The sequence below is a fragment of the Paenibacillus sp. JMULE4 genome, from assembly GCF_013337105.1.
GTDB classification, from domain to species: Bacteria; Bacillota; Bacilli; order Paenibacillales; family NBRC-103111; genus Paenibacillus_G; species Paenibacillus_G naphthalenovorans.
Genome location: NZ_SGWF01000002.1, coordinates 49,141 through 70,246, shown reverse-complemented (window position 1 = coordinate 70,246; position 21,106 = coordinate 49,141). Strand labels below are relative to the sequence as shown.

The 21,106-nt window shown below is 49.2% G+C and carries 15 protein-coding genes; 12 read left to right on the top strand and 3 right to left on the bottom strand.

The genetic code is table 11. The features are described from left to right. Positions 1-18 precede the first annotated feature (18 nt). The 3 genes from glcD to EXW96_RS00970 all read left to right on the top strand — a co-directional run bounded on the left by glcD (position 19) and on the right by EXW96_RS00970 (position 4,019). A complete protein-coding gene (glcD, locus tag EXW96_RS00980; RefSeq protein ID WP_174349627.1) occupies positions 19-1,431 on the top strand; it encodes a glycolate oxidase subunit GlcD in 1,413 nt (470 codons plus the stop codon). Beyond that, positions 1,428-2,759 (top strand): (Fe-S)-binding protein, encoded by a 1,332-nt coding sequence (locus EXW96_RS00975; protein WP_174349626.1) that lies wholly within the window; start codon positions 1,428-1,430, stop codon positions 2,757-2,759. Before glcD ends, EXW96_RS00975 begins: the two co-directional genes overlap by 4 nt. 219 nt (positions 2,760-2,978) lie before the next feature. Beyond that, positions 2,979-4,019 carry an amidohydrolase family protein gene (locus EXW96_RS00970; RefSeq protein ID WP_062410758.1) on the top strand — a complete coding sequence of 347 codons (1,041 nt, stop codon included), beginning with the start codon at positions 2,979-2,981 and terminating at the stop codon, positions 4,017-4,019. A 220-nt stretch (positions 4,020-4,239) separates the two neighbouring features. Here EXW96_RS00970 and EXW96_RS00965 read toward each other — a convergent pair whose 3' ends face one another. Both EXW96_RS00965 and EXW96_RS00960 read right to left on the bottom strand, forming a co-directional pair. Beyond that, positions 4,240-4,581, bottom strand: a complete 342-nt coding sequence (locus EXW96_RS00965) for an IclR family transcriptional regulator (protein ID WP_174349625.1) — start codon at positions 4,579-4,581, stop codon at positions 4,240-4,242. A 7-nt stretch (positions 4,582-4,588) separates the two neighbouring features. Beyond that, positions 4,589-5,086, bottom strand: coding sequence for an IclR family transcriptional regulator (locus EXW96_RS00960; protein ID WP_174349654.1), 498 nt, complete (start codon positions 5,084-5,086; stop codon positions 4,589-4,591). Positions 5,087-5,330: 244 nt separating this feature from the next. On the opposite strand from EXW96_RS00960, the gene EXW96_RS00955 reads away from it, so the two are divergent. From EXW96_RS00955 to EXW96_RS00930, 6 genes are all read left to right on the top strand, one after another. After that, a complete protein-coding gene (locus EXW96_RS00955) occupies positions 5,331-7,142 on the top strand; it encodes a thiamine pyrophosphate-requiring protein (RefSeq protein WP_082660956.1) in 1,812 nt (603 codons plus the stop codon). A gap of 98 nt (positions 7,143-7,240) precedes the next feature. Further along, a complete protein-coding gene (locus EXW96_RS00950) occupies positions 7,241-7,804 on the top strand; it encodes a TRAP transporter small permease (RefSeq protein WP_137671127.1) in 564 nt (187 codons plus the stop codon). Then, positions 7,801-9,078 carry a TRAP transporter large permease gene (locus tag EXW96_RS00945; RefSeq protein ID WP_174349624.1) on the top strand — a complete coding sequence of 426 codons (1,278 nt, stop codon included), beginning with the start codon at positions 7,801-7,803 and terminating at the stop codon, positions 9,076-9,078. The genes EXW96_RS00950 and EXW96_RS00945 overlap by 4 nt, the downstream gene beginning before the upstream one ends. Positions 9,079-9,125: 47 nt before the next feature. After that, on the top strand, positions 9,126-10,232 hold the full coding sequence (locus EXW96_RS00940) for a TRAP transporter substrate-binding protein (RefSeq protein ID WP_174349623.1): 1,107 nt from the start codon (positions 9,126-9,128) through the stop codon (positions 10,230-10,232). A gap of 56 nt (positions 10,233-10,288) precedes the next feature. Beyond that, positions 10,289-11,233 (top strand): ketopantoate reductase family protein, encoded by a 945-nt coding sequence (locus tag EXW96_RS00935; protein ID WP_174349622.1) that lies wholly within the window; start codon positions 10,289-10,291, stop codon positions 11,231-11,233. A gap of 80 nt (positions 11,234-11,313) precedes the next feature. Further along, the gene (locus EXW96_RS00930; protein ID WP_174349653.1) at positions 11,314-12,774 is read left to right on the top strand and encodes an aldehyde dehydrogenase family protein; all 1,461 of its coding nucleotides are present in this window, start codon (positions 11,314-11,316) and stop codon (positions 12,772-12,774) included. An 85-nt stretch (positions 12,775-12,859) separates the two neighbouring features. Here the strand turns inward: EXW96_RS00930 and EXW96_RS00925 are convergent, their stop codons facing one another. Next, a complete protein-coding gene (locus EXW96_RS00925; RefSeq protein ID WP_174349621.1) occupies positions 12,860-13,627 on the bottom strand; it encodes an IclR family transcriptional regulator in 768 nt (255 codons plus the stop codon). A 430-nt stretch (positions 13,628-14,057) separates the two neighbouring features. Here EXW96_RS00925 and htpG point away from each other — a divergent pair, with 430 nt between their 5' ends. The 3 genes from htpG to EXW96_RS00910 all read left to right on the top strand — a co-directional run bounded on the left by htpG (position 14,058) and on the right by EXW96_RS00910 (position 21,092). After that, on the top strand, positions 14,058-15,938 hold the full coding sequence (gene htpG, locus EXW96_RS00920; RefSeq protein ID WP_174349620.1) for a molecular chaperone HtpG: 1,881 nt from the start codon (positions 14,058-14,060) through the stop codon (positions 15,936-15,938). Between the two features lie 174 nt (positions 15,939-16,112). Then, entirely contained in the window at positions 16,113-18,026 is a 1,914-nt protein-coding gene (locus EXW96_RS00915) for a site-specific DNA-methyltransferase (protein ID WP_174349619.1), read from the top strand. A gap of 15 nt (positions 18,027-18,041) precedes the next feature. Next, entirely contained in the window at positions 18,042-21,092 is a 3,051-nt protein-coding gene (locus tag EXW96_RS00910) for a type III restriction-modification system endonuclease (RefSeq protein ID WP_174349618.1), read from the top strand. Positions 21,093-21,106 lie beyond the last annotated feature (14 nt).

Genomic DNA, 21,106 nt, shown 5'->3' with positions numbered 1-21,106 from the left:
ACGAAAGGAGGACTTCTTGTGATTCCACCAGCAATAAGAAGCCAGCTTATAGAAATTATCGGAAGCGCCCGGTATCATGACTCGAATGAAGCGAGATTGTCCTATTCGTATGATGCGACGCCGAACTTTCAGGCGCTTCCCGACGCCGTCATCATGCCCAAGAGCAAAGAAGAAATCCAGGCGGTTTTAAAAATATGCAATGAGCATGGAATCCCGATTGTACCCAGAGGCTCCGGCACCAATTTAAGCGCCGGTACATGCCCGACCCAGGGCGGCATTGTTCTTGTGTTCAATCATATGAACCGGATTTTGGAAATTGACGAAGAGAATTTAACCGTTACGGTGCAGCCGGGCGTCATTACGAAGCAATTAATTGAAGCCGTGGAGGCCAGGGGGTTGTTTTATCCCCCGGACCCCAGCTCGATGAAAATCTCAACCATCGGCGGCAACATTAATGAATGCTCGGGAGGGCTTCGGGGTTTAAAATACGGTGTCACCAAGGACTATGTCCTTGGGCTGGAAATCGTTCTGCCGAATGGAGATTGCATTCGAACGGGCGGGAAATCGCCCAAGGATGTGGCGGGATACGATCTAACAAAGCTGTTTGTCGGCTCCGAGGGGACGCTGGGCGTCATAACGGAAGCCACGCTAAAGCTCATTCCCATCCCGGAAACGAAAAAAACGATGCTGGCGCTTTTCGAAGATCTCGACGCGGCGGCCAGAACGGTATCGGCGATTATTTCAAACCGGATTATCCCGGCCACGCTCGAATTTCTGGATCAGCCTACGTGTAAAGTCGTTGAGGATTTCGCAAAGGTCGGTTTACCGACCGATGTGAATGCGGTGCTGCTCATTGAGCAGGATGGGCCGTTGGAGGTCGTGGAACGGGACATGGAACAAATCGCCCGAATTTGCAAGGAAGGGCATGCGGTATCCGTGAAAATCGCCCAATCGAAGGCGGAAGCCGAAGCATTAAGCACGGCCAGGCGATCCGCGTTATCTGCGCTCGCGCGGCTGAGGCCTACGACGATTCTGGAGGATGCGACGGTCCCTCGGTCGAAAATTAGCGAAATGGTGCGTGCCATTAATCAGATTGCAGAAAAGTACAATGTAACGATTTGTACCTTCGGTCATGCCGGTGACGGAAACCTGCACCCCACCTGTTTGACGGATGGAAGAAACAAGGAAGAGATGCACCTCGTTGAAAAAGCGTTCGAAGAAATTTTCCGGAAGGCGATCGAGCTAGGAGGTACCATTACCGGAGAGCACGGCGTTGGCGAGATGAAGCGGCCTTATTTATCGTTAAAGGTTGGAGAGGAAGGCGTAGCGGCGATGAAAGCCGTCAAACAAGCCTTTGATCCGAACGGAATCATGAATCCCGGCAAAATGTTCGCAAAAGACGCCCGCAAAAGAGTGGTGATGACCAGATGAACCGGCAGGTGCAGAGAGAGATTCGACAGGGCTTCAAAGAACAGCTGGATTACAACGAGCTAATGAATTGCATGAGATGCGGCTTCTGCCTTCCGACCTGTCCGACTTATGGCCAAACCGATCAATATGAAGCGGCGTCTCCGCGCGGCCGGATCGCTCTCATGAAGGGGGTCGTCGACGGGGTCATTGAACCGGACGAAGATGTGGAGAAGCAGTTGAATCTTTGCCTCGGCTGCCGGGCTTGTGAGCCGGTTTGTCCGTCCGGCGTGAAATACGGTCATCTGCTTGAGGAAGCTCGGGATGTGATTCAGCAAAAGAAAAAGCATAAAATGCACGTGAAGGTGATGCTGGGGCTTGTGTTTAAACAATTGTTTCCGCACAAAGACCGGATCAAGCGCCTGCATTATTTCCTTAGGTTCTATCAAAAGAGCGGTCTGCAGCGCATCGTTCAAAAAAGCAAATTGCTGCATATCCTGCCCGGGAACATTGCGGAGCTTGAGCGAACGATACCGCCAATCGCAAGCGCCGGCGCGTTGAACAACCGTCCTGCCAATCTTCCTGCCGAAGGGCAAGCAAAGAAGAAGGTCGCTTTTTTCTCAGGTTGTCTTATGGATACGATGTTCATGGAAACCAACGATGCCACGATGAAGCTGCTTCAGAAGGCAGGCTGCGACATTGTGATTCCTTCCGGCCAGGGATGCTGCGGCGCCTTGCACGCACACGGCGGAGAGAAAGAGATGGCCAAGCGGTTAGCCAAGGCCAACATCGAGGCCTTCGAATCGCTGGACGTGGACTATATCGTCCTGAATGCAGGCGGATGCGGTGCCTTATTGGTTGAATACGATCACTTGCTGAGGGATGAAGAGGAATGGAGAGAGCGAGCCAAAGCATTCGCCGGCAAAGTAAGGGATTTCTCCGAAATTCTTGTTGAGCTTCAATTTGCCGAAAGGGAACTTTCGCTGCCGGAACAAGTGATTACGTATCAGGATTCCTGCCATCTGCGGAATGTCATGGGTACAGCGAGTGCCCCACGGACATTGCTGGCCTCGATTAAAGGCGTTCAATATCGTGAGATGGAAGAGGCCGATCATTGCTGCGGATCTGCGGGGGTCTACAATATTACGGAGAAAGAAATGTCGATGCAAATCTTGGACTATAAAATGGAAAAGGTGAACAAAGTACGTGCGCAAACGATCGTGACGGCCAATCCGGGCTGCCTGTTGCAGATGCGGCTGGGCATTATTCGGGAGGGTGCGGAGGAGAGAATGAGAGCCGTGCATCTGGCCGACCTGCTGCTGGAAGCGGTGAACGGCCAAGGCGTTTCCTGATGGTTCTTCCTACAGAAATGATCCGACGTTTGGTATCGTTTTTTATATAGATATACATTTTATTCGGTTCCGGCAATGACTATACTTGAAGTAAGCATTGGGAACGGAACATCATGCGCTCCATGAGTTTTAGTGGGAGGACGGTTGGGGGCATGATGTCTTCGATCTATGTTGTAAGCGTTTCCCGGTGCTTGTGATACCTTTCAAGGAGGAATGACCATGTACCGCTTACCGAACGGAGAGGAAATTTTCATCATTGACGGGCATATTGCATTGTGGGACGGCAGCAAAGAGAACCAGTTGAACGTTCAAGGAGAGCAGTTCATCCATTGCTTTTACGATTATCACAAAAAAATGACCCCGAAGGAGTATTTGTGGCCGAAGGACAAATTCCTGAAATACGATGCCGGCACGCTGATCGATGATGTGTTTGTCAAAGGCTACAGCGACATGGCCATCTTTCAGCCGGTCTATTTGAAGGAGTTTTACAAGAACGGCTTCGGCGATCCGGATATCAACGATGCGCTTGCGCGGCAGTATCCGGGCCGGTTCATCTGTAACGGAACGTTCGATCCGCGCCATGGAGCGCGCGGCCTGGAGCAGCTCGAGAAGGATCATGAGAAATACCGGTGGCCCGGCGTCAAGCTGTACACGGCCGACTGGTATAAGGGCTCGAAAGGATATAAATTAACGGACGACTGGTCTTATCGCTACCTGGAGAAATGCGTCGAGCTCGGGATCAAGAACATTCACGTACACAAAGGGCCGACGATCATTCCGCTGAACCGCGATGCGTTCGACGTTGCCGATATCGACGATGTGGCCAGCGCGTTCCAGGATTTGAATTTCATCGTCGAGCACGTCGGGCTTCCGCGGCTGGAGGATTTCTGCTGGATTGCGACGCAGGAGAAGAACGTATACGGAGGCTTGGCGATTGTCATGCCTTTCATCCATACGCGTCCCCGCTATTTTGCGGAAATCATCAGCGAGCTGCTGTACTGGATCGGCGAAGACCGGATCCTGTTCGGAAGCGACTATGCGATATGGGAGCCGGGCTGGATGATCGAGAAGTTCATCGCGATGGAGCTGCCAGAAGATATTCAGAAGGAAACCGGCGTAACGCTCGATTTGAATGTGAAGAAGAAAATCCTCGGAGAAAATGCGGCAAATTTGTACAACATCGACATCGAGAGCCAGAAGGAAAAACTGCGCCACTGCGAACTGGCGAAGGTGATCGCCGACGCCAATAAAATCGCGTAAGCCTTTTGGTTTCATGGATGATATGCCGGCTTGATCGGGAACGGCCGCAGTATGGGCAGGCATGTGGATTGGCTTGGGCATCATGTGGGGTTTGGGAACAATATATGGCTGGAAACTGCAATAAGGGATGCTGCCGCGGGCAGTATCCCTTATCTTTTTCAGTAATTCATACTATTGAAATGTAAAAAAATGTAATATTATAAGACTTTTCGGCCGCTGGTCATGGCGGTTTAAGCTGTTGAAAGCGCAGGGAGATTTCTTTGGCTGCCTGTAATACGAGCTTTGTCAAGAGCGGGAGGGCGTCTTTGGATATGCGCTGGACGGGGCCCGGAATGCTCACGGTGGCGATGACTTGTCCCCGCGAATTGCGAATCGGGGCGGCTACTGAAGCGATGCCCTCATGCAATTCCTCTACACTCACCGAGAAACCCTGCTCCCGGACTTTGTCCAGTAATGCGTGCATTTGCTTTACGTCCGTGATCGTTTTACGGGTGTAAGCCTTCAACCCCTTGCTGAACAAAAGGTTCACGGTTTCCTTCGGTTGATAAGCCAAAAGATACAAGGCGACCTCACCCCTTGCTGAACAAAAGGTTCACGGTTTCCTTCGGTTGATAAGCCAAAAACACCTGACCTGAACTCGTACAATGGGCCGGCACCCGGCTTCCTATCATCGAGAGAGAAGCATGGGTGTTTATGCCATCAATGCGATTGAGAAAAATAACTTCGCCATCCCGAAAAATACCGATATGGATGGATTCTTTCGTTTTTTTACCCAGTTGGCGGATAACGGGCAGCGCCGTTTGATGAAGGGGCATGGTGGAAGTGACGATATTGCTGATGGCCAGAATCGAAATGCCCAGTCGGTACAAATTCGTATTTGGGTCCTTGGCGATGAAGCCTTCACCCGACAATGTGGTTACCAAGCGGTGAACGGTGCTTTTGGCAATCCCCAGCTTCTCGGACAGTTCGCTGATGCCCAATTCGGCTTCTTCCGGGGAGAAGGCGTTCAAGAGGCGCACCGCGTTTTGAACAGAACTAAAGCGCTTGCCGCCTTGATGAGGCCGCATCACGATTTCCTCCTTATATCCGGGTACGTACGCTATTCCACGGCCCTCCTTTAATACGTATTTTATTTCATTTGTTTAATATAGAAGAAAATTAAAGTTTCGCAAAATACACTCTGATACTATTATAGATTCCAATAACGTTATTTGTAATCGCTTTAAAAACCTGTACAGGGTGAAAATGTAAATATTTTCGCGGTGAGCAGAGGGAACACGATTGAATTTCATAATGGAAAGGCGGTTTACCATGGAACCATCATCCCCGAATAACCAATCCGCAGTAACTTATGAGCTAAAGGATGGTTTGGACAACAAGGCAGCAAGTAAATTTACTACGGCTTCCGCTTTAATGGAATCGCTTCATGAGGCCGGCGTTTCCTGTATTTTCGCCAATTTGGGAAGCGATCACCCCGCTCTCATCGAAGAATGGGCACAGGCCCAATTACAAAACAAGAACTACCCCCGCATTATTATTTGTCCGCACGAATTCGTCGCTTTAAGCGCTGCCCATACCTACGCCCAAGTCAGCGGACGGCCGCAAGCGGTATTTATCCATGTGGAATGCGGCACCCAAAATCTCGGCGGATCCGTACATAATGCGGCAAAAGGCAGGGTGCCTGTGCTTATTTTTGCCGGCGCTTCTCCGTTTACTCAAGAAGGCGAGCTTGTCGGGAGCCGAAATGAACATATTCATTGGATTCAAGACGTGTTTGATCAACGCGGTATTGTGCGGCAGTATATGAAGTACGATAATGAAATCCGCACCGGAAAAAATGTGAAGCAGCTTGTCCATCGGGCACTGCAAATAGCGGAAAGCGACCCAAAAGGGCCGGTATACCTCATGGCCCCGCGCGAAGTGCTGGAGGAAGAGATCGAACGGTCTTCCTTCCGGACGCAAGGCTGGGAACCGCTGTCCCCGAGTGCCATTCCCCCGGAGAAGATTGCCGAGATCGCGAACGATTTGCTGCAGGCCCAAAAACCGCTAATCGTCACCTCTTATTTAGGAAGAAACAAGCAGGCGGTTCCGGAGCTTGTCCGATTGAGCGAGCGTTTAGCCGTTCCGGTACTGGAATCAGCGCCTTATTATATGAACTTCCCTGGAGATCATCCTCTTCATGTAGGCTATCAGTGGAATCATCCGGAGCAAAATGAAATCCTTGCCGAAGCGGATCTGGTTCTTGTGATCGACAGCGATGTGCCCTGGATTCCGCTGCACAATCAACCGGCCAAAGACTGTACGGTTTACTTTATAGACGTTGACCCATTAAAAGAAAAGACACCTTTATGGTATATCCCGTCCAAAAGATTTTATAAGGCCGATTCATTCGCGGCTCTTCAGCAGTTGAACGCTTATTTCAATACAATCCATCATTTGATCGATGAAAAAGCCGTCCGGGAGCGCAACCAATATTTCACCCTGATTCATCACCGGCAAAGGGAAGAATGGAGGCGCCTGGAGCAGCTGGACGACAGCGACATCATTACGCCGGAGTATCTTACTGCCTGTATCCGTGAAGCCATAGATGAGGATACGATTGTGCTGACCGAAACGATTACCAATTATGCAACCGTCAGCAAGCATTTACCGCGCAATACACCCGGAACCTTGCTGGGAAGCGGTGCGAGTGCTTTAGGATGGCACGGAGGAGGGGCGATTGGCGCAAAGCTTGCTGCGCCGGATAAAACCATCGTCAGCCTTACGGGGGACGGTTCCTATATATTCAGTAATCCGACACCCGTTCATTGGGTGGCGAGGAAATACAATACCCCTTTTCTGACCGTTATTTACAACAATCATGGATGGGGCGCGCCCAGAATGTCTACGCTCGGTGTCCATCCCAACGGCGTAGCCCGCCAGACGGACCAATTCTGGGTCAATTTCGATCCATCGTCCGAATTGGCCAAGGTGGCCGAAGCCGCCGGCGGAGCGTATCCCAGATTGGTTGAAAAACCAAGTGAATTAAAGGAGGCCATAGTCAGCGCTCTGCACATGGTCAAAGGAGGGCGGTCTGCTGTGCTTGATGTGCGTTTGCCGCAAGTATCCAAGCAGCAGCACTGAATGTTGAACACGAGGGTTCGGATTCTCAAAGAGGATGGTTGGACAAAAGGTGCGGCGGGACATCTTACGAATATGATTACTCCTATGGAGGGAATCAGATGAAGAACATATCCAAATGGTTAAGTAACGCTTTGAACATTTTGATGGCGTTTTCCCTATTATTTATGTGCATTCTGGTACTGGGCAATGTGATTTTGCGGTATGTGTTTGATTCGGGGATCACCTGGTCTGAGGAAATGTCCCGTTTCTTATTTGTGTGGATGATCTTCTTGGGATCGATCGGGGCCTTGAAGGATAATGAACATCTCGGGGTAGAGATGCTGGTCAAAAGACTGCCGCCTTCCATGAAAAAGATCGCCTATATCATCAGCCATGTGTTGATTCTCTTTGCCTTGTTGTTGATTTTACAAGGAAGCTGGAAGCTGATTCTGCTCAATATGGACAGCAATGCGCCTGCTACAGGAATACGGATGTCCTATGTATACGCGATTGGCATCATCATGAGCTTAGGTATGGCCCTTGTGGTTATGATCAAAATGTACAAAGTACTGCTCCGCAAATCTGCCATAGATAAAGCTGTTCGCATGAAAGAATCGGAAGAAGAGATGCTCGGGCCTGTATACGAAAAGAGGCAGACGCTTTCGGGAGGGAACCAACCATGACAATGACGATTTTCCTCGGTTCACTCTTGGGCTCTATGGCTCTTGGAACGCCTATTGCTTTCGCGCTGTTAATTAGCGGTGTGGTTTTAATGATCCAATTGAATATGTTCGACAGCCTGATCATTGCCCAGAATTTGATTAACGGCGCGGACAGCTTCCCGCTAATGGCCGTCCCGTTCTTTATTCTCGCAGGCGAATTGATGAATGCAGGGGGGATTTCCACTCGTATTATCAACTTTGCATTGTCGTTCGTCGGACATATACGCGGAGGATTGGGTTATGTCGCCATCATTGGAAGCGTCTTGTTTGCCGGTTTATCCGGGTCGGCTTTGGCCGATACGGCGGCGCTTGGCGCAATCCTGATCCCGATGATGGTAAAGGCCGGGTATGATCGCAATCGATCGACCGCTTTGATTGCATCGGGCGGTATTATTGCGCCGATTATCCCTCCGAGCATTCCGATGATTATTTTCGGCGTGACCAGCGGTGTATCGATTACCAAGCTGTTTATGGCCGGTATTGTCCCCGGGCTTCTGATTGCATTAGGGCTAACCATTGCTTGGACCCTGGTCGTTCGTAAAGATAAGGTAGCCGTTTTCCCCCGCAAGTCTGTAAAAGAAATGTGGCATACAACCAAACAAGCCGTTTGGGCGCTCCTCCTGCCGGTGATTATTATCGGGGGATTGCGCGGGGGGATATTCACACCAACGGAAGCAGCGGTGGTTGCGGCTTTCTATGCCTTTCTCGTCGGCTTCATCATCTACCGTGAATTGAAAATCCAGCACTTGTTCCGTGTCTTTGTGGCTTCAGCAAAAGTGACGAGCGTGGTCATGTTTTTGGCGGCTGCCGCGATGGTTTCCGCTTGGCTGATTACGATAGCAGATATTCCCATTCTTTTGGTGGATATGCTGGGACCGTTGATTGAGAACAAATTGCTGCTGCTCATTGCGATTAATATCTTGGTATTACTTGTTGGGACGGCTATGGATCTTACACCCACTATTCTGATTTTGACCCCGATCCTCATGCCGATTATCGAACAGGCCGGGATTGATCCGGTTTATTTCGGAGTCCTTTTCGTTCTAAATAACTGTATCGGTTTGCTAACCCCGCCTGTGGGGGCCGTATTGAACGTCGCTTGCGGTGTCGGCAAGGTGGATATGGAAGGCATATTGAAGGGAATTTGGCCTTTTTTGCTGGTTGAAGTGCTGATTTTGTTACTGCTGATCCTCTTTCCGTCTATCGTAACCGTTCCGCTAGGATGGTTCACTTGAGAGAAGGAAGGCTTCAATATCAAATCCACATGAAACGAGGGAAGGCTATGAAAAAATGGTTAAAACCGCTCGTAATTGGATTAACTGTACTTAGCTTACTTGTAGTCACAGGCTGTGGAAATGCCGGAAGCGGGGGAACTCAAGGCGGTAACGGAGATAGCGGTGCAAATGTCGCCAATGGAGCATCAACGCCGGCAGCAGCTAAAGCCCAAGATTCCGACAATGTGAAAACGCGCGTGATGAAAGCCGGAATTGTCAGTCCTAAAGGCCACCCGCAGGGGCTCGGTTTGGAGAAATTCGCGGAACTCGTCGAGCAAAAAAGCGGTGGGAAAATGAAGGTTCAACGATTTTATGATGCATCGCTTGGTGATGATAAGAAAATGATGGAAGCCGTGCAGGGCGGCCTGCAGGAGGTAGCGGGAATCACGACCCCGCCCATATTCGGCACGATCAAAGCATTCGGTATTTTCGATTTTCCTTTCGTAATTAATAATGAAAAACAAGCGGATGCCGTCATGGATGGGCCTATCGGCCAAAAATTGATGGATTTACTGCCGCAGCACAAAATCATTGGATTAAGTTATTGGGAAAACGGATTCCGTAGTATCACCAACAGCAAGCACCCGATTACGAGAGTAGAAGATTTTAAGGGAATTAAGATTCGGACGCTGCCTAACCCCATCCATTTGGAGATGTTTAAAACGCTGGGAGCCAATCCGACGCCGATGGTCTTTTCCGAAGTATTCTCCGCTTTGGAGAGCAAAGCCATTGACGGACAAGAAAACTCCTTTGCGGTGGTCGAATCCCATAAGCTGTATGAGGTTCAAAAATATTTAACTATCACGAATCATCTGTATGCTCCGACCATCCTCATATTCAGCAAGAAATATTGGGATCAATTGTCGGATGAAGAAAGAAAGATTGTTCAGGAAGCCGCTGCAGAATCCGGTAAATTTCAGCGGGAAACCAACAGAGCGATGGCCCAGGAAACATTGGAGAAGTTGAAGGCCGCCGGTATGCAAGTGAATGAAATGTCACCTGAAGAAAAAGCCAAAATGCAACAGCTCACCCGACCGCTAATTGATAAGTTCTCCAAAGAAATTGGCGAAGATTTGGTGAAGGAGCTCTTCAAGGAATTGGATAGTGTCAAATAATCAGCTTGACCGCGAACCCGACAATGAAGCGGCATAGCTGTCAAAGAGGTGATGGGATGAGAATCGCAGTCGCAGGCGCAGGAGCGATGGGGTGCCGATTTGGCTCGATGCTGCATCGCAGCGGGCAATCCGTGATATTGATCGATCGTTGGAGAAATCATATAGAAGCAATTCAAACCAACGGATTGCGTGTCATTCATGAAGGCGGCACATCCACGTATAGATTAGAAGCCGTGACGGATTTTACTACGGTAGGCGTTGCAGATCTTGTCATGGTCTTCACCAAAGCCATGCATACCCAAGCTGTTGTCGAGCAAGCGCTGCCCATCATGGGTCCACACACGCAAGTGCTGACATTGCAGAACGGATTGGGTAATTTGGAAGCGGTTACTTTATATGTCCCTCGCGAGCGGGTGATTGTCGGCGTGACCAATTTCGGTACGGAGCTGGTTGCTCCGGGAGTGATTCGCGCACTCGGCTCCGGGGAAACCGTCATGATGAGCGCTCACGGACAAATCACCGAAGCGCTGCAGCAGATTTGCGGCATGATGAACGAGGCCGGCCTGCATGTGTCCATTGAACCGGACGTGATGTCCATCGTTTGGAAGAAGGTCGCATTTAATGCGGTGTATAATCCGCTTGCGGCGCTGACTCGATTGAAGGCATCGGATATCGGAGGCTATGAACGGTTTGACGAGCTCGTGAACGGCATCCTGGACGAAATCGTGACCGTAGCGAAAGCGGAACAAGTGGATATCGAAAAAGAAGATATCATCGCAGCGATCCAAGGCGTTCTCGATCCGGCCATGTCGGGCGAGCATCTGACTTCCATGCTGCAGGATGTGCTGGCTCAACGGGCAACGGAGATCGCCTTCCTCAACGGAGCCATCGTGGATAAAGCGGGGAAATACGGTATTGCCGTTCCGTATAATACGCTGCTGACCCATCTGATCCGTATGCTGGAAAGCACGTATGAGAAACGGATCGAAGTCCTTCACTAGAAGGGACTGTCAGCTTTCAGCCTTTAATAATAAATGATGAGAGGAGCTTACAAATGGAAATCGCAAAAGAAGAACTTCCAATGACGCGTTACGAAAATTTAAACAAAAGCTTTATTAACGGCGAATGGGTGGAGGGGAGAAGCGACCAAACTTACGATATTGTAAATCCTTACGATCATTCGGTTGTGACTACGGTTCGGTTGGCGACGTCCCAGCAGCTGCATGAGGCCATTGACATGGCGAAGCAGGCGCAAAAGAAATGGGCCAAATCTTCCGCCGATGAAAGGAAGACGGTCATTTACAAGGCGGCAGAGTATTTGAAAGCTAACCGGGCCGCCATTGTGGATATCATCGTTCGTGAGACGGGAGGCACTTTGTTAAAAGCCAATGTGGAAGTGCATCTCGCCCTGGAGGTGCTGGAGGAAGCAATACATTATGCGGACGCAATCGATCAGGTGAGGGAGATTCCTTCTGCCATCGAGGGGAAGGTCAATCATATCCGCCGGCTTCCTTTGGGAGTGGTTGCGTCGATTTCACCGTTTAATTTCCCAATGAATTTGTCGATGAGAACCATTGCGCCGGCCATTGCGTTGGGGAACAGCGTGGTGCATAAGCCTGATATTCAAGTTGGCTTAACCGGCGGTTCCATTATCGCCAAGGCATTCGAGCACGCCGGTCTGCCTCATGGCGTATTCAATATGATTCTCACGGATATCACGGAAATCGGCGATGACCTGTTAACCCATCCGCATGTCGGATTGATCAGTTTCACCGGTTCTACTGCCGTCGGAAGACACATCGGCGAGATTGCCGGTAGAAACTTGAAGCGAGTTATTCTGGAACTGGGCGGTAACAGTCCGTTTGTGGTGCTGTCGGATGCGGACGTCGACCGGGCGGTGGATGCTGCGGTGTTTGGGAAGTTCATCCATCAAGGACAAATTTGTATGATTATTAACCGTATCATTGTCCATAAAGATAAGCACGACGAGTTTGTCCAAAAGTTTGTGGAAAGAGCGAAGGCCCTTCCGTGCGGCGATCCGAGGGACCCGAACACCATGATCGGCCCTCTTATTAACGAGCGTCAGCTTGAGAAAGCGGTCAGTGCGATTGAGGCGGCCAAACGAGATGGAGCGAAAATGGCGTTGGAAGGCAAACGGGAAGGCAATGTACTTACACCTTACGTATTTATTGATGTAGATAACTCAAGCAAGCTGGCGCAAACCGAGCTGTTTGCCCCCATCGCCACCATTATCAAAGCGAATACGGACGAAGAAGCCATAATTATGGCGAATGAAACCGAATACGGGTTAAGCTCTTCGATCTTTACGACAGATTTGGCCAAAGGCGAAGAGTTGGCGCTGCAAATCGAGAGCGGGATGACGCATATTAACGACCAGACGGTGAATGACAGCCCCAACATTCCGTTTGGCGGAAATAAGGCGAGCGGAAGCGGAAGGTTTGGGAATCCGTGGATTATCGATGAATTTACAATAACCAAATGGGTTTCGGTTCAGGAAAAGTATCGCCGTTTCCCATTCTAAAAAGCAGCGACCGCTCCCCGGTATCGTTAGAAGGAGCGGTCGCTTTGTGTTATCTGCGGCCTTGGATCTCACCGAACGCCGGGATTCAACCGTAATAGCCCAATTTGGCGGAAATCCCAAGCCCCGCTTGCTTCAACGTTGTCACCGCATGCTCAATATTGCAGCTCCGGATGCGTTCTGTCGGCCCGGCGATACTGACGGCGGCCACCACCTCGCCGGTATAATCGCGTACAGGCACCCCAATACTTGAAACGCCTTCGTATATTTCATCAATACATAGGGCATATCCCTGGCTTCGGATATTCTTTAAATGCTTCTTGAAGCGTTCCGGGTCGGTGATGGAATTGGGACCGTAAGGCTGCAAGCGTTCCGCTATTCCTGAAATGATCTCCTCTTTTTGAAAGGCCAGAATCGCTTTTCCCGATCCGGTGCAGGATACGGGGTTCCGGTTGCCTATGGGCGACAGGGGATGGGGATGTTTAACATCCACTTTCTGAAGGTACGCCACATTAGTCCCTTCCAAAATGCCGATAAAAGCGGATTCTCCCAGTTCCTCCGCCAGTCTCTCCAAAAAAGGAAGCGATTCCCGGTGAATTTCCATCTGTGTCGTAATGATCCCGCTGTAACGCAAAAAGGCAAGGCCGAGGCGGTACCGGGACTTTGGGCTTTTCTCCAACAGACCCTCGGCCGTGAGGAAAGTCATGAGATGGTAGGCCGTACTTTTGTTTAGTCCCAAGAGCCTGGAGATCTCCGTCACTCCCAATTCAGGCCGTTCCAAAGAGAACAGACGCAAGATACGCGCCGCATTTTTTACGGAATTAAGGGTATAATCCTTCTTTTTAAGCGCTTTCATAAGCCTCTCCGGCGAATTCGCGTTTTTCACTTATTATATCACTAAAATGATATGAATATGGTAAAGTTGTTATTATATTTATTGAAAGGTGGGATAATTCATTGTGAACAGCAAGACATTTGCTTCCCTTTGTAGCCTTAGCGAGTGCAGCAACTAAGCTATGAAATTATAAACCTGGATGAGTCAGCTCCAAATCAAACCAAAGTATATTGTAAAAAGAGAAAATGGGACATATAAAGTAGCAGAACAAACCATGAGTTTCACTGCTGATGGAAAAGTAATTTATGGGGGGCCATATAGTCAATTGACCGGACTCAAAAATTCTACTGTATATTGACATCAAAAAATCGTCTATGTAATATAAAAAGGAGAGTTAGCACTCAGGCGCTTAGAGTGCTAATCGCGGAACGGATTGAAAGGAGAGCGAATCATGGCCAAAAAACAGTTTAAAGCCGAATCCAAAAGATTATTGGAAATGATGATTAACTCCATTTATACGCAGAGAGAAATTTTCCTAAGAGAGCTGATCTCGAATGCGAGCGATGCCATTGACAAAATCTACTATAAAGCGCTGTCCGACGATCAATTGGTTTTTGATAAAGACAATTATTACATCAAAGTAAAGCCGGATAAGGCCAACCGGACATTGACCATCTCCGATACGGGGATCGGTATGACCAAAGAGGAGCTGGAGAATAACCTGGGGGTTATCGCCAAGAGCGGCTCATTGGCATTCAAGAAAGAAAACGAATTGAAGGATGGGCACAATATCATCGGTCAATTCGGGGTGGGATTTTATTCTGCTTTTATGGTAGCCGAAGTGGTTACGGTCATCAGCAAGGCTTTGGGCAGCGATGAGGCGTATAAGTGGGAATCCAGAGGAGCAGACGGGTATACGATTGAGCCATGCGAGAAAGCGACGGCAGGTACGGATATTATTTTGAAAATTAAAGAGAATACGGAAGAGGATCAATACGACGAGTATCTTGAAGAGTATCGTTTAAGATCGATTATCAAAAAATACTCCGATTTTATCCGGTACCCCATAAAGATGGATGTGAAAGGGCAGCGGCCTAAAGAAGGCAGCGACAATGAATTCGAAGAATATGTTGAAGAACAAACCATCAACAGCATGGTTCCGATTTGGCGGAAAAACAAGAACGAGCTTACGCCGGAAGACTATGAAAATTTCTACACCGAGAAACGCTACGGGTTCGATAAGCCTCTAAAGCATATTCATATTAGTGCCGACGGTGCCGTGGTGTATAATGCCATTCTGTTTATCCCGGAGAATACGCCGTTCGATTATTATACGAAGGAATATGAGAAAGGCCTGGAGCTGTATTCCAACGATGTGCTGATCATGAATAAGTGTCCCGATCTGCTTCCCGACTATTTCAGCTTTGTTAAGGGAATGGTGGATTCCGAGGATTTATCGCTCAACATTTCCAGAGAGATTCTGCAGCATGACCGGCAATTGAGCCTCATCGCCAAAAACATCAAGAACAAAATCAAGAGCCAGCTGCAAAGCTTATTGAAGGATGAAAGAGAGAAGTATGAAAAATTCTATAAGGCCTTTGGCAGACAGCTGAAATTCGGGGTATACAGCGATTTCGGCGCCAATAAAGAGATGCTGCAGGATCTGCTGATGTTCTACTCCTCCAAAGAGAAGAAGCTGGTCACCCTGGATGAGTACGTGTCGAGAATGCCTGAGGATCAAAAATACATCTACTATGCCTCCGGGGAATCGATTGAACGCATCGAGAAGCTTCCTCAAACCGAGCTAGTAGCCGACAAGGGATATGAGATCCTATACTTTACCGATGATATCGATGAGTTCGCCGTCAAAATGCTCATGACCTATAAAGAAAAAGAATTTAAATCGGTATCGAGCGGCGACCTGGGAATTGAATCGGATGCAAGCGAAAACACGTCGGATGCAGAAGAGGGCGAAACCAAAGACCTCTTTGAATATATGAAAAACATACTGAAGGATAAAGTGAAGCATGTCAAAGCATCCAAGAGACTGAAGACCCATCCTGTCTGCCTGTCTACGGAGGGCGAATTAACGATTGAAATGGAAAAGATCCTCAAAGCCATGCCTAGCGGCCAGGATGTCAAAGCGGACAAGATTCTGGAGATCAACATCCATCATGAGGTATTCCAATCCTTAAAGGATGCTTATGCAAACGATAAAGAGAAACTCAATCTGTATACAAATCTGTTGTACAACCAGGCACTGTTAATCGAAGGATTGCCGATCCAGGATCCCGTCGAATTCACCAACGATATTTGCAAAATCATGGTTTAATATAACAGAATAACCCGATTCGGGCGCAAGCCCGGGTCGGGTTATTTGTCGTTGTCTCCCTGACGCACCGTGCATGGGATATGTCCAAAGAAGGACTTTCCTGTAGACAGAAGAATAAGTAATATACAGAAAAATAGTGCTGGATGACCAAGGGGAAACACAGGAGGCAAACTCATGAATCAATTGGCTATGAAAACATTCAATACGACACAAGTCAACCTCAAGAAAATAGCGGCGCTGTTTCCCAATGTGATTACGGAGACAAGAGATCGTCAAGGGAAATTGATCCGCGCGATCGATTTTGATTTGTTAAAACAGGAGCTGTCCGATGTCCTTGTCGAAGGAGAGAAAGAACGATACCAGCTGACCTGGCCGGGCAAGAAAGAGGCGATCCTCAACGCCAATACGCCCATCGATAAAACGCTGCGGCCGGTCAAAGAAGACAGTGTCGATTGGGACAGCACGCAAAATCTGTACATCGAAGGCGACAACCTCGAAGTGCTGAAGCTGCTGCAGGAGTCCTATTTACATAAGATTAAAATGATTTACATTGATCCCCCGTACAATACAGGAAAGGATTTCATTTATAAGGACGATTTCAAATCGTCTGCCGATGTCTATTTGGCGGCGTCGGGACAAGTCGATTCCGAAGGGAATAGACTGGTTCAGAATACCGAATCCAATGGAAAATTCCATAGTGACTGGTTAACCATGATGTATTCCCGGCTTAAAGTATCCAAGAACTTGTTAAGAGACGACGGAATCGTGTTTATCAGTATCGACGAAAGCGAGCATCCAAGACTGCGCCTGTTGTGCGATGAGATATTTGGAATCAAAAACCATATCGCGGACCTGGTTTGGCAAAATAAAAAGGGCGGGGGAAACGATTCCAGGCATGTCGCCGTCGAGCATGAATATATTCTGGTTTACGCCAAAAATAAAGAGATGGTCGATGAGCTTTATGAAATGTACTCCGACGACTATTTGAAGCGCTACAAAGAGGAAGACTCGGAAGGTAAATTTTATTGGGACACATTTAAAAGAAAATCGGGGAAGCAATATTATCCGATTACCTGCCCGGACGGCACCGTCCTGGAATTGGACGAAAACGGCAATCCGATCAGCTGGCTCCGGTCGGAGAAAAGGTTTAAAGAAGACCTGGCCAAAGGAGAAATCCGGATCATTAAAGTCGGCGAGAACTGGTCGGTCCAGTTTAAACAACGATTGCCCAAAGGCAAGACGCCCAGAAGCATCTATAAATCCGGCGCCATGCTGGATGAGAATGGAACAACCAGCGACGGCAGCAGCGATTTGCTCCGGCTATTCGGCAAAGACGTGTTTTCTAACCCGAAGCCCGTCAGCTTAATCAAGCATCTGATCGGCTTTGGCATAGGCTCCGAGGATCTGGCCCTCGATTTCTTCTCCGGCTCCGGTACACTGGCCCATGCGATCATGGAATTAAACGCGGAGGATAACGGCCGCAGAAAATTTATTCTGGTGCAGCTGCAGGAAGATATTGACGCGATGTACAATCAGGCCGAACAAAACCGGAAAATGATCTTCAAAAATGCGATAGATACGTTAAACGAACTGAACCGCCCTCATTACTTAACGGAGCTGGGTAAAGAGCGCATCCGCCGCGCCGCCGGGAAAATCAAAGAGGAGACCGGAGCGGACATTGATTATGGTTTCCGGGTATACCGTACGGATTCCTCCAATATGAAGGATGTCTACTATACGCCGGCCGAGCTGGGTCAAGTGGATCTTGCGGATTTGGCATCCAACATCAAGGAAGACCGGACCGGGGAAGATCTGCTCGTTCAAGTGATGCTGGAATGCGGCCTGGAGCTTTCATTGCCCATGGAAACAAAGGAAGTTGAAGGGAAGACCGTTCATCATGTGGCAGGCGGCTCCTTGATCGCCTGCTTCGATGAAGACATCACGGAATCGGTCATGAAGAAGATTGCAATGGAACAGCCTCAGCGTGTCGTATTCCGCGACAGCTCTTTTAGGGACGACGCCGCACGCATCAACGTGGAAGAACTGTTCAAGCTGCTTTCTCCGGGCACGGAAATCCAGGTGCTGTAAGGAAGGTGAGCTGACATGAGAATAAAATTCAAGCACCAACCGTTTCAGCTGGATGCCGTCAAAAGCGTTGTCGGCGCGTTTTACGGGCAGCCTAACGAATCCTCCCGTTTCACGCTGGATAAGGGCAGACGGCAGAAGGCCGAATATGCGGGGGATTTGTTTCAAACGGCAAATAACGAACCGGAATATGGATTTAAAAATCATGCCATCAAGCTGCCCGATCATGACATACTCCGCAATATCCAAGCCGTACAACGCGAGAACGGATTGAAAATATCGGAGCGGCTCGAAGGCCAATATAACCTGACGGTCGAAATGGAAACCGGTACGGGCAAGACCTACACCTATATCCGGACGATGTTTGAGCTGTACAAGAAATACGGATGGAGCAAATTCATCATCGTTGTCCCGTCCATCGCCATCCGGGAAGGCGTACTCAAGACGTTTCAAATGACGGAAGATCATTTTATGGCCGAATACGGGTCGAAGGTTCGATATTTTGTCTACAACTCCAAGCAATTGCATCATATCGAGAGGTTTGCCGCCGATGCCGGCATCAATGTCATGATTATTAATTCGCAAGCGTTTGCAGCCAGAGGGCAGGATGCAAGACGGATTTACATGGAGCTGGATGAATTCCATACCCGCAGACCCATGGATGTGATTGCCGGCACGAATCCGATCCTGATCATTGACGAGCCGCAATCGGTGGAAGGCCAGAAGACCAAGGAATCGCTCAAATTATTCAATCCGCTGTTCACCCTGCGATATTCGGCTACCCACCGGGAGGAATATAACAAGGTTTACCGGCTCGACGCCTTGGATGCATACAATATGAAGCTCGTGAAAAAGATCAGCGTCAAGGGCATCTCGGTGAAAGGGACAAGCGGAACCGAAAGCTACCTGTATCTCGAAGGCATCGATGTCAGCGATAAACATGCTCCCATAGCCCGGCTTGAGCTGGAAATCCGCACAAAAACCGGCTTGAGCAAAAAAACGCTGAGAATCAGAAGCGGCGACGACATGTATCCATTATCCGGCCGGCTGGAACAGTACAGAGGCTATAAGGTGTCCGAAATCAACGGTCGGAACAATACGGTGAGCTTCATTAACGGGGTTACGCTGCGGGCCGGTGACGTCCAGGGCGACGTGAGCGAGCTGCATTTGCGGCGAATCCAGATTCGGGAAACGATTAAATCCCATTTGGAGAAGGAGCGGGTGCTGTTCTATAAAGGGATCAAAATGCTGTCGCTCTTCTTCATCGATGAGGTTGCCAAATACCGGCAGTATGATCAGGACGGCAGCGAACATAATGGCGTGTACGCCGGCATGTTCGAAGAGGAATATATGGATCTCCTGAACGAGCAGCTGTCGCTGGGTTCGGACGATCCGTACGTTCAGTATTTAAACGGAATTCATGTAAAAGAGACGCACAAAGGGTACTTCTCCATCGACAAGAGGAGCAGCCGGTTCATTGATTCCAAAGTATCCGCCAGAGAGACGGATTCGGATGATGCCGACGCCTACGATTTGATCATGCGGGACAAGGAGAGGCTGCTGAGCTTCGAGGAACCGACACGGTTTATTTTCTCGCATTCCGCCTTGAAAGAAGGCTGGGATAATCCGAACGTGTTCCAGATATGCACGCTGAAGTACAGCGATTCCGCCGTCAAAAAAAGGCAGGAGGTAGGCCGGGGCCTCAGACTGTGCGTCAACCGGCATGGGGAGCGGATCGATTCCAGCGTCCCCGGTATCGACGTGCATGAGATCAACGTCTTGACAGTAATCGCCAGCGAATCCTATGAGCAATTCGCCAAGCAGCTCCAGCATGAAATTGCCGCTGCTTTATCGGACCGGCCCCGCAAGGCGGATATGGGCTTCTTTATGGACAAGGTGTTAACAAACGCCCGCGGCGAGCCATTGAAAATCGGAGAAAAGCTGGCCGCCAAATTGCAGTATACATTCATAAAGAACGGCTATGTCGACGATCAGTTCCGGTTAACGGATGATTATTATGCCGCAGTTGAACGGCAAGACGTCAAGCTGCCTAATGAACTGTTGCCTTATAAAGAACCGCTCATCGAGATGATCAAAACGATATATGCAGCAGGCAAGGAGGAAATGACGGAGAATGACCGGGACCGCAATATCCCGTCCGTCACCGTGAACGGCAACTTCTACAAAAAAGAGTTTAAGGAGCTGTGGGATCGGATCAACCGCAAATCGGTCTATACCGTCCGGTTCGATTCTGGCGAGCTGGTTCGAAATTGTATCGCGGCATTGGATGCCGACTTGCGGGTTCCCTCCGTACGTTATGCCGTCCAGCATGGAGTAATGAACCGGATCGAGTCAAGGGAGCAGTTGAGGCAGGGTGAGGCGTTTGTGACCCGAAAGACGCAGACGGAGTTTGTTCACAAGGAGGCGTCCTCTAGGATCAAATACGATTTGATCGGCAAGCTGATGGATGAGACGCGGCTCACACGAAAGACGATTGCGTCTATCCTGGCTGGAGTGAAGCAGAACACCTTTCAGCAGTTCAGGGAAAACCCGGAGGAATTTATCATTCGGGCGGCCAAGCTGATCAATGAACAAAAGGCGACTACCATCATTGAATCGATCACCTATGACGTTGTGAATGAGACGTTCCATACGGACATATTTACCCAAAATACGCTGAAGGGACAGTTGGGCCACAATGCCGTTTCCGCCGAGAAGCACATTTACGATTATGTCGTGACCGATTCCAAAATCGAGAGGGCCTTCGCCCAGGCGCTGGATACGAGCCAGGAAGTGCAGATTTATGCCAAGCTGCCGCGCGGCTTCTTCATCCCGACTCCGGTAGGTAATTACAACCCCGATTGGGCCATTGTGTTCAAGGAAGGCACGGTAAGGCACATTTACTTTATTGCGGAGACCAAGGGCTCGATCGACTCGATGGAACTGAGAGAAGTGGAGAAGGCGAAGATCGAATGTGCCCGCAAGCATTTTGCCCGATTAAGCACGGGACAATTGAAGTACGATGTGGTCAATAATTACGAGAAGCTGCTGGAGATTGTAAAAGGATAATTCCCGTGCGAGCA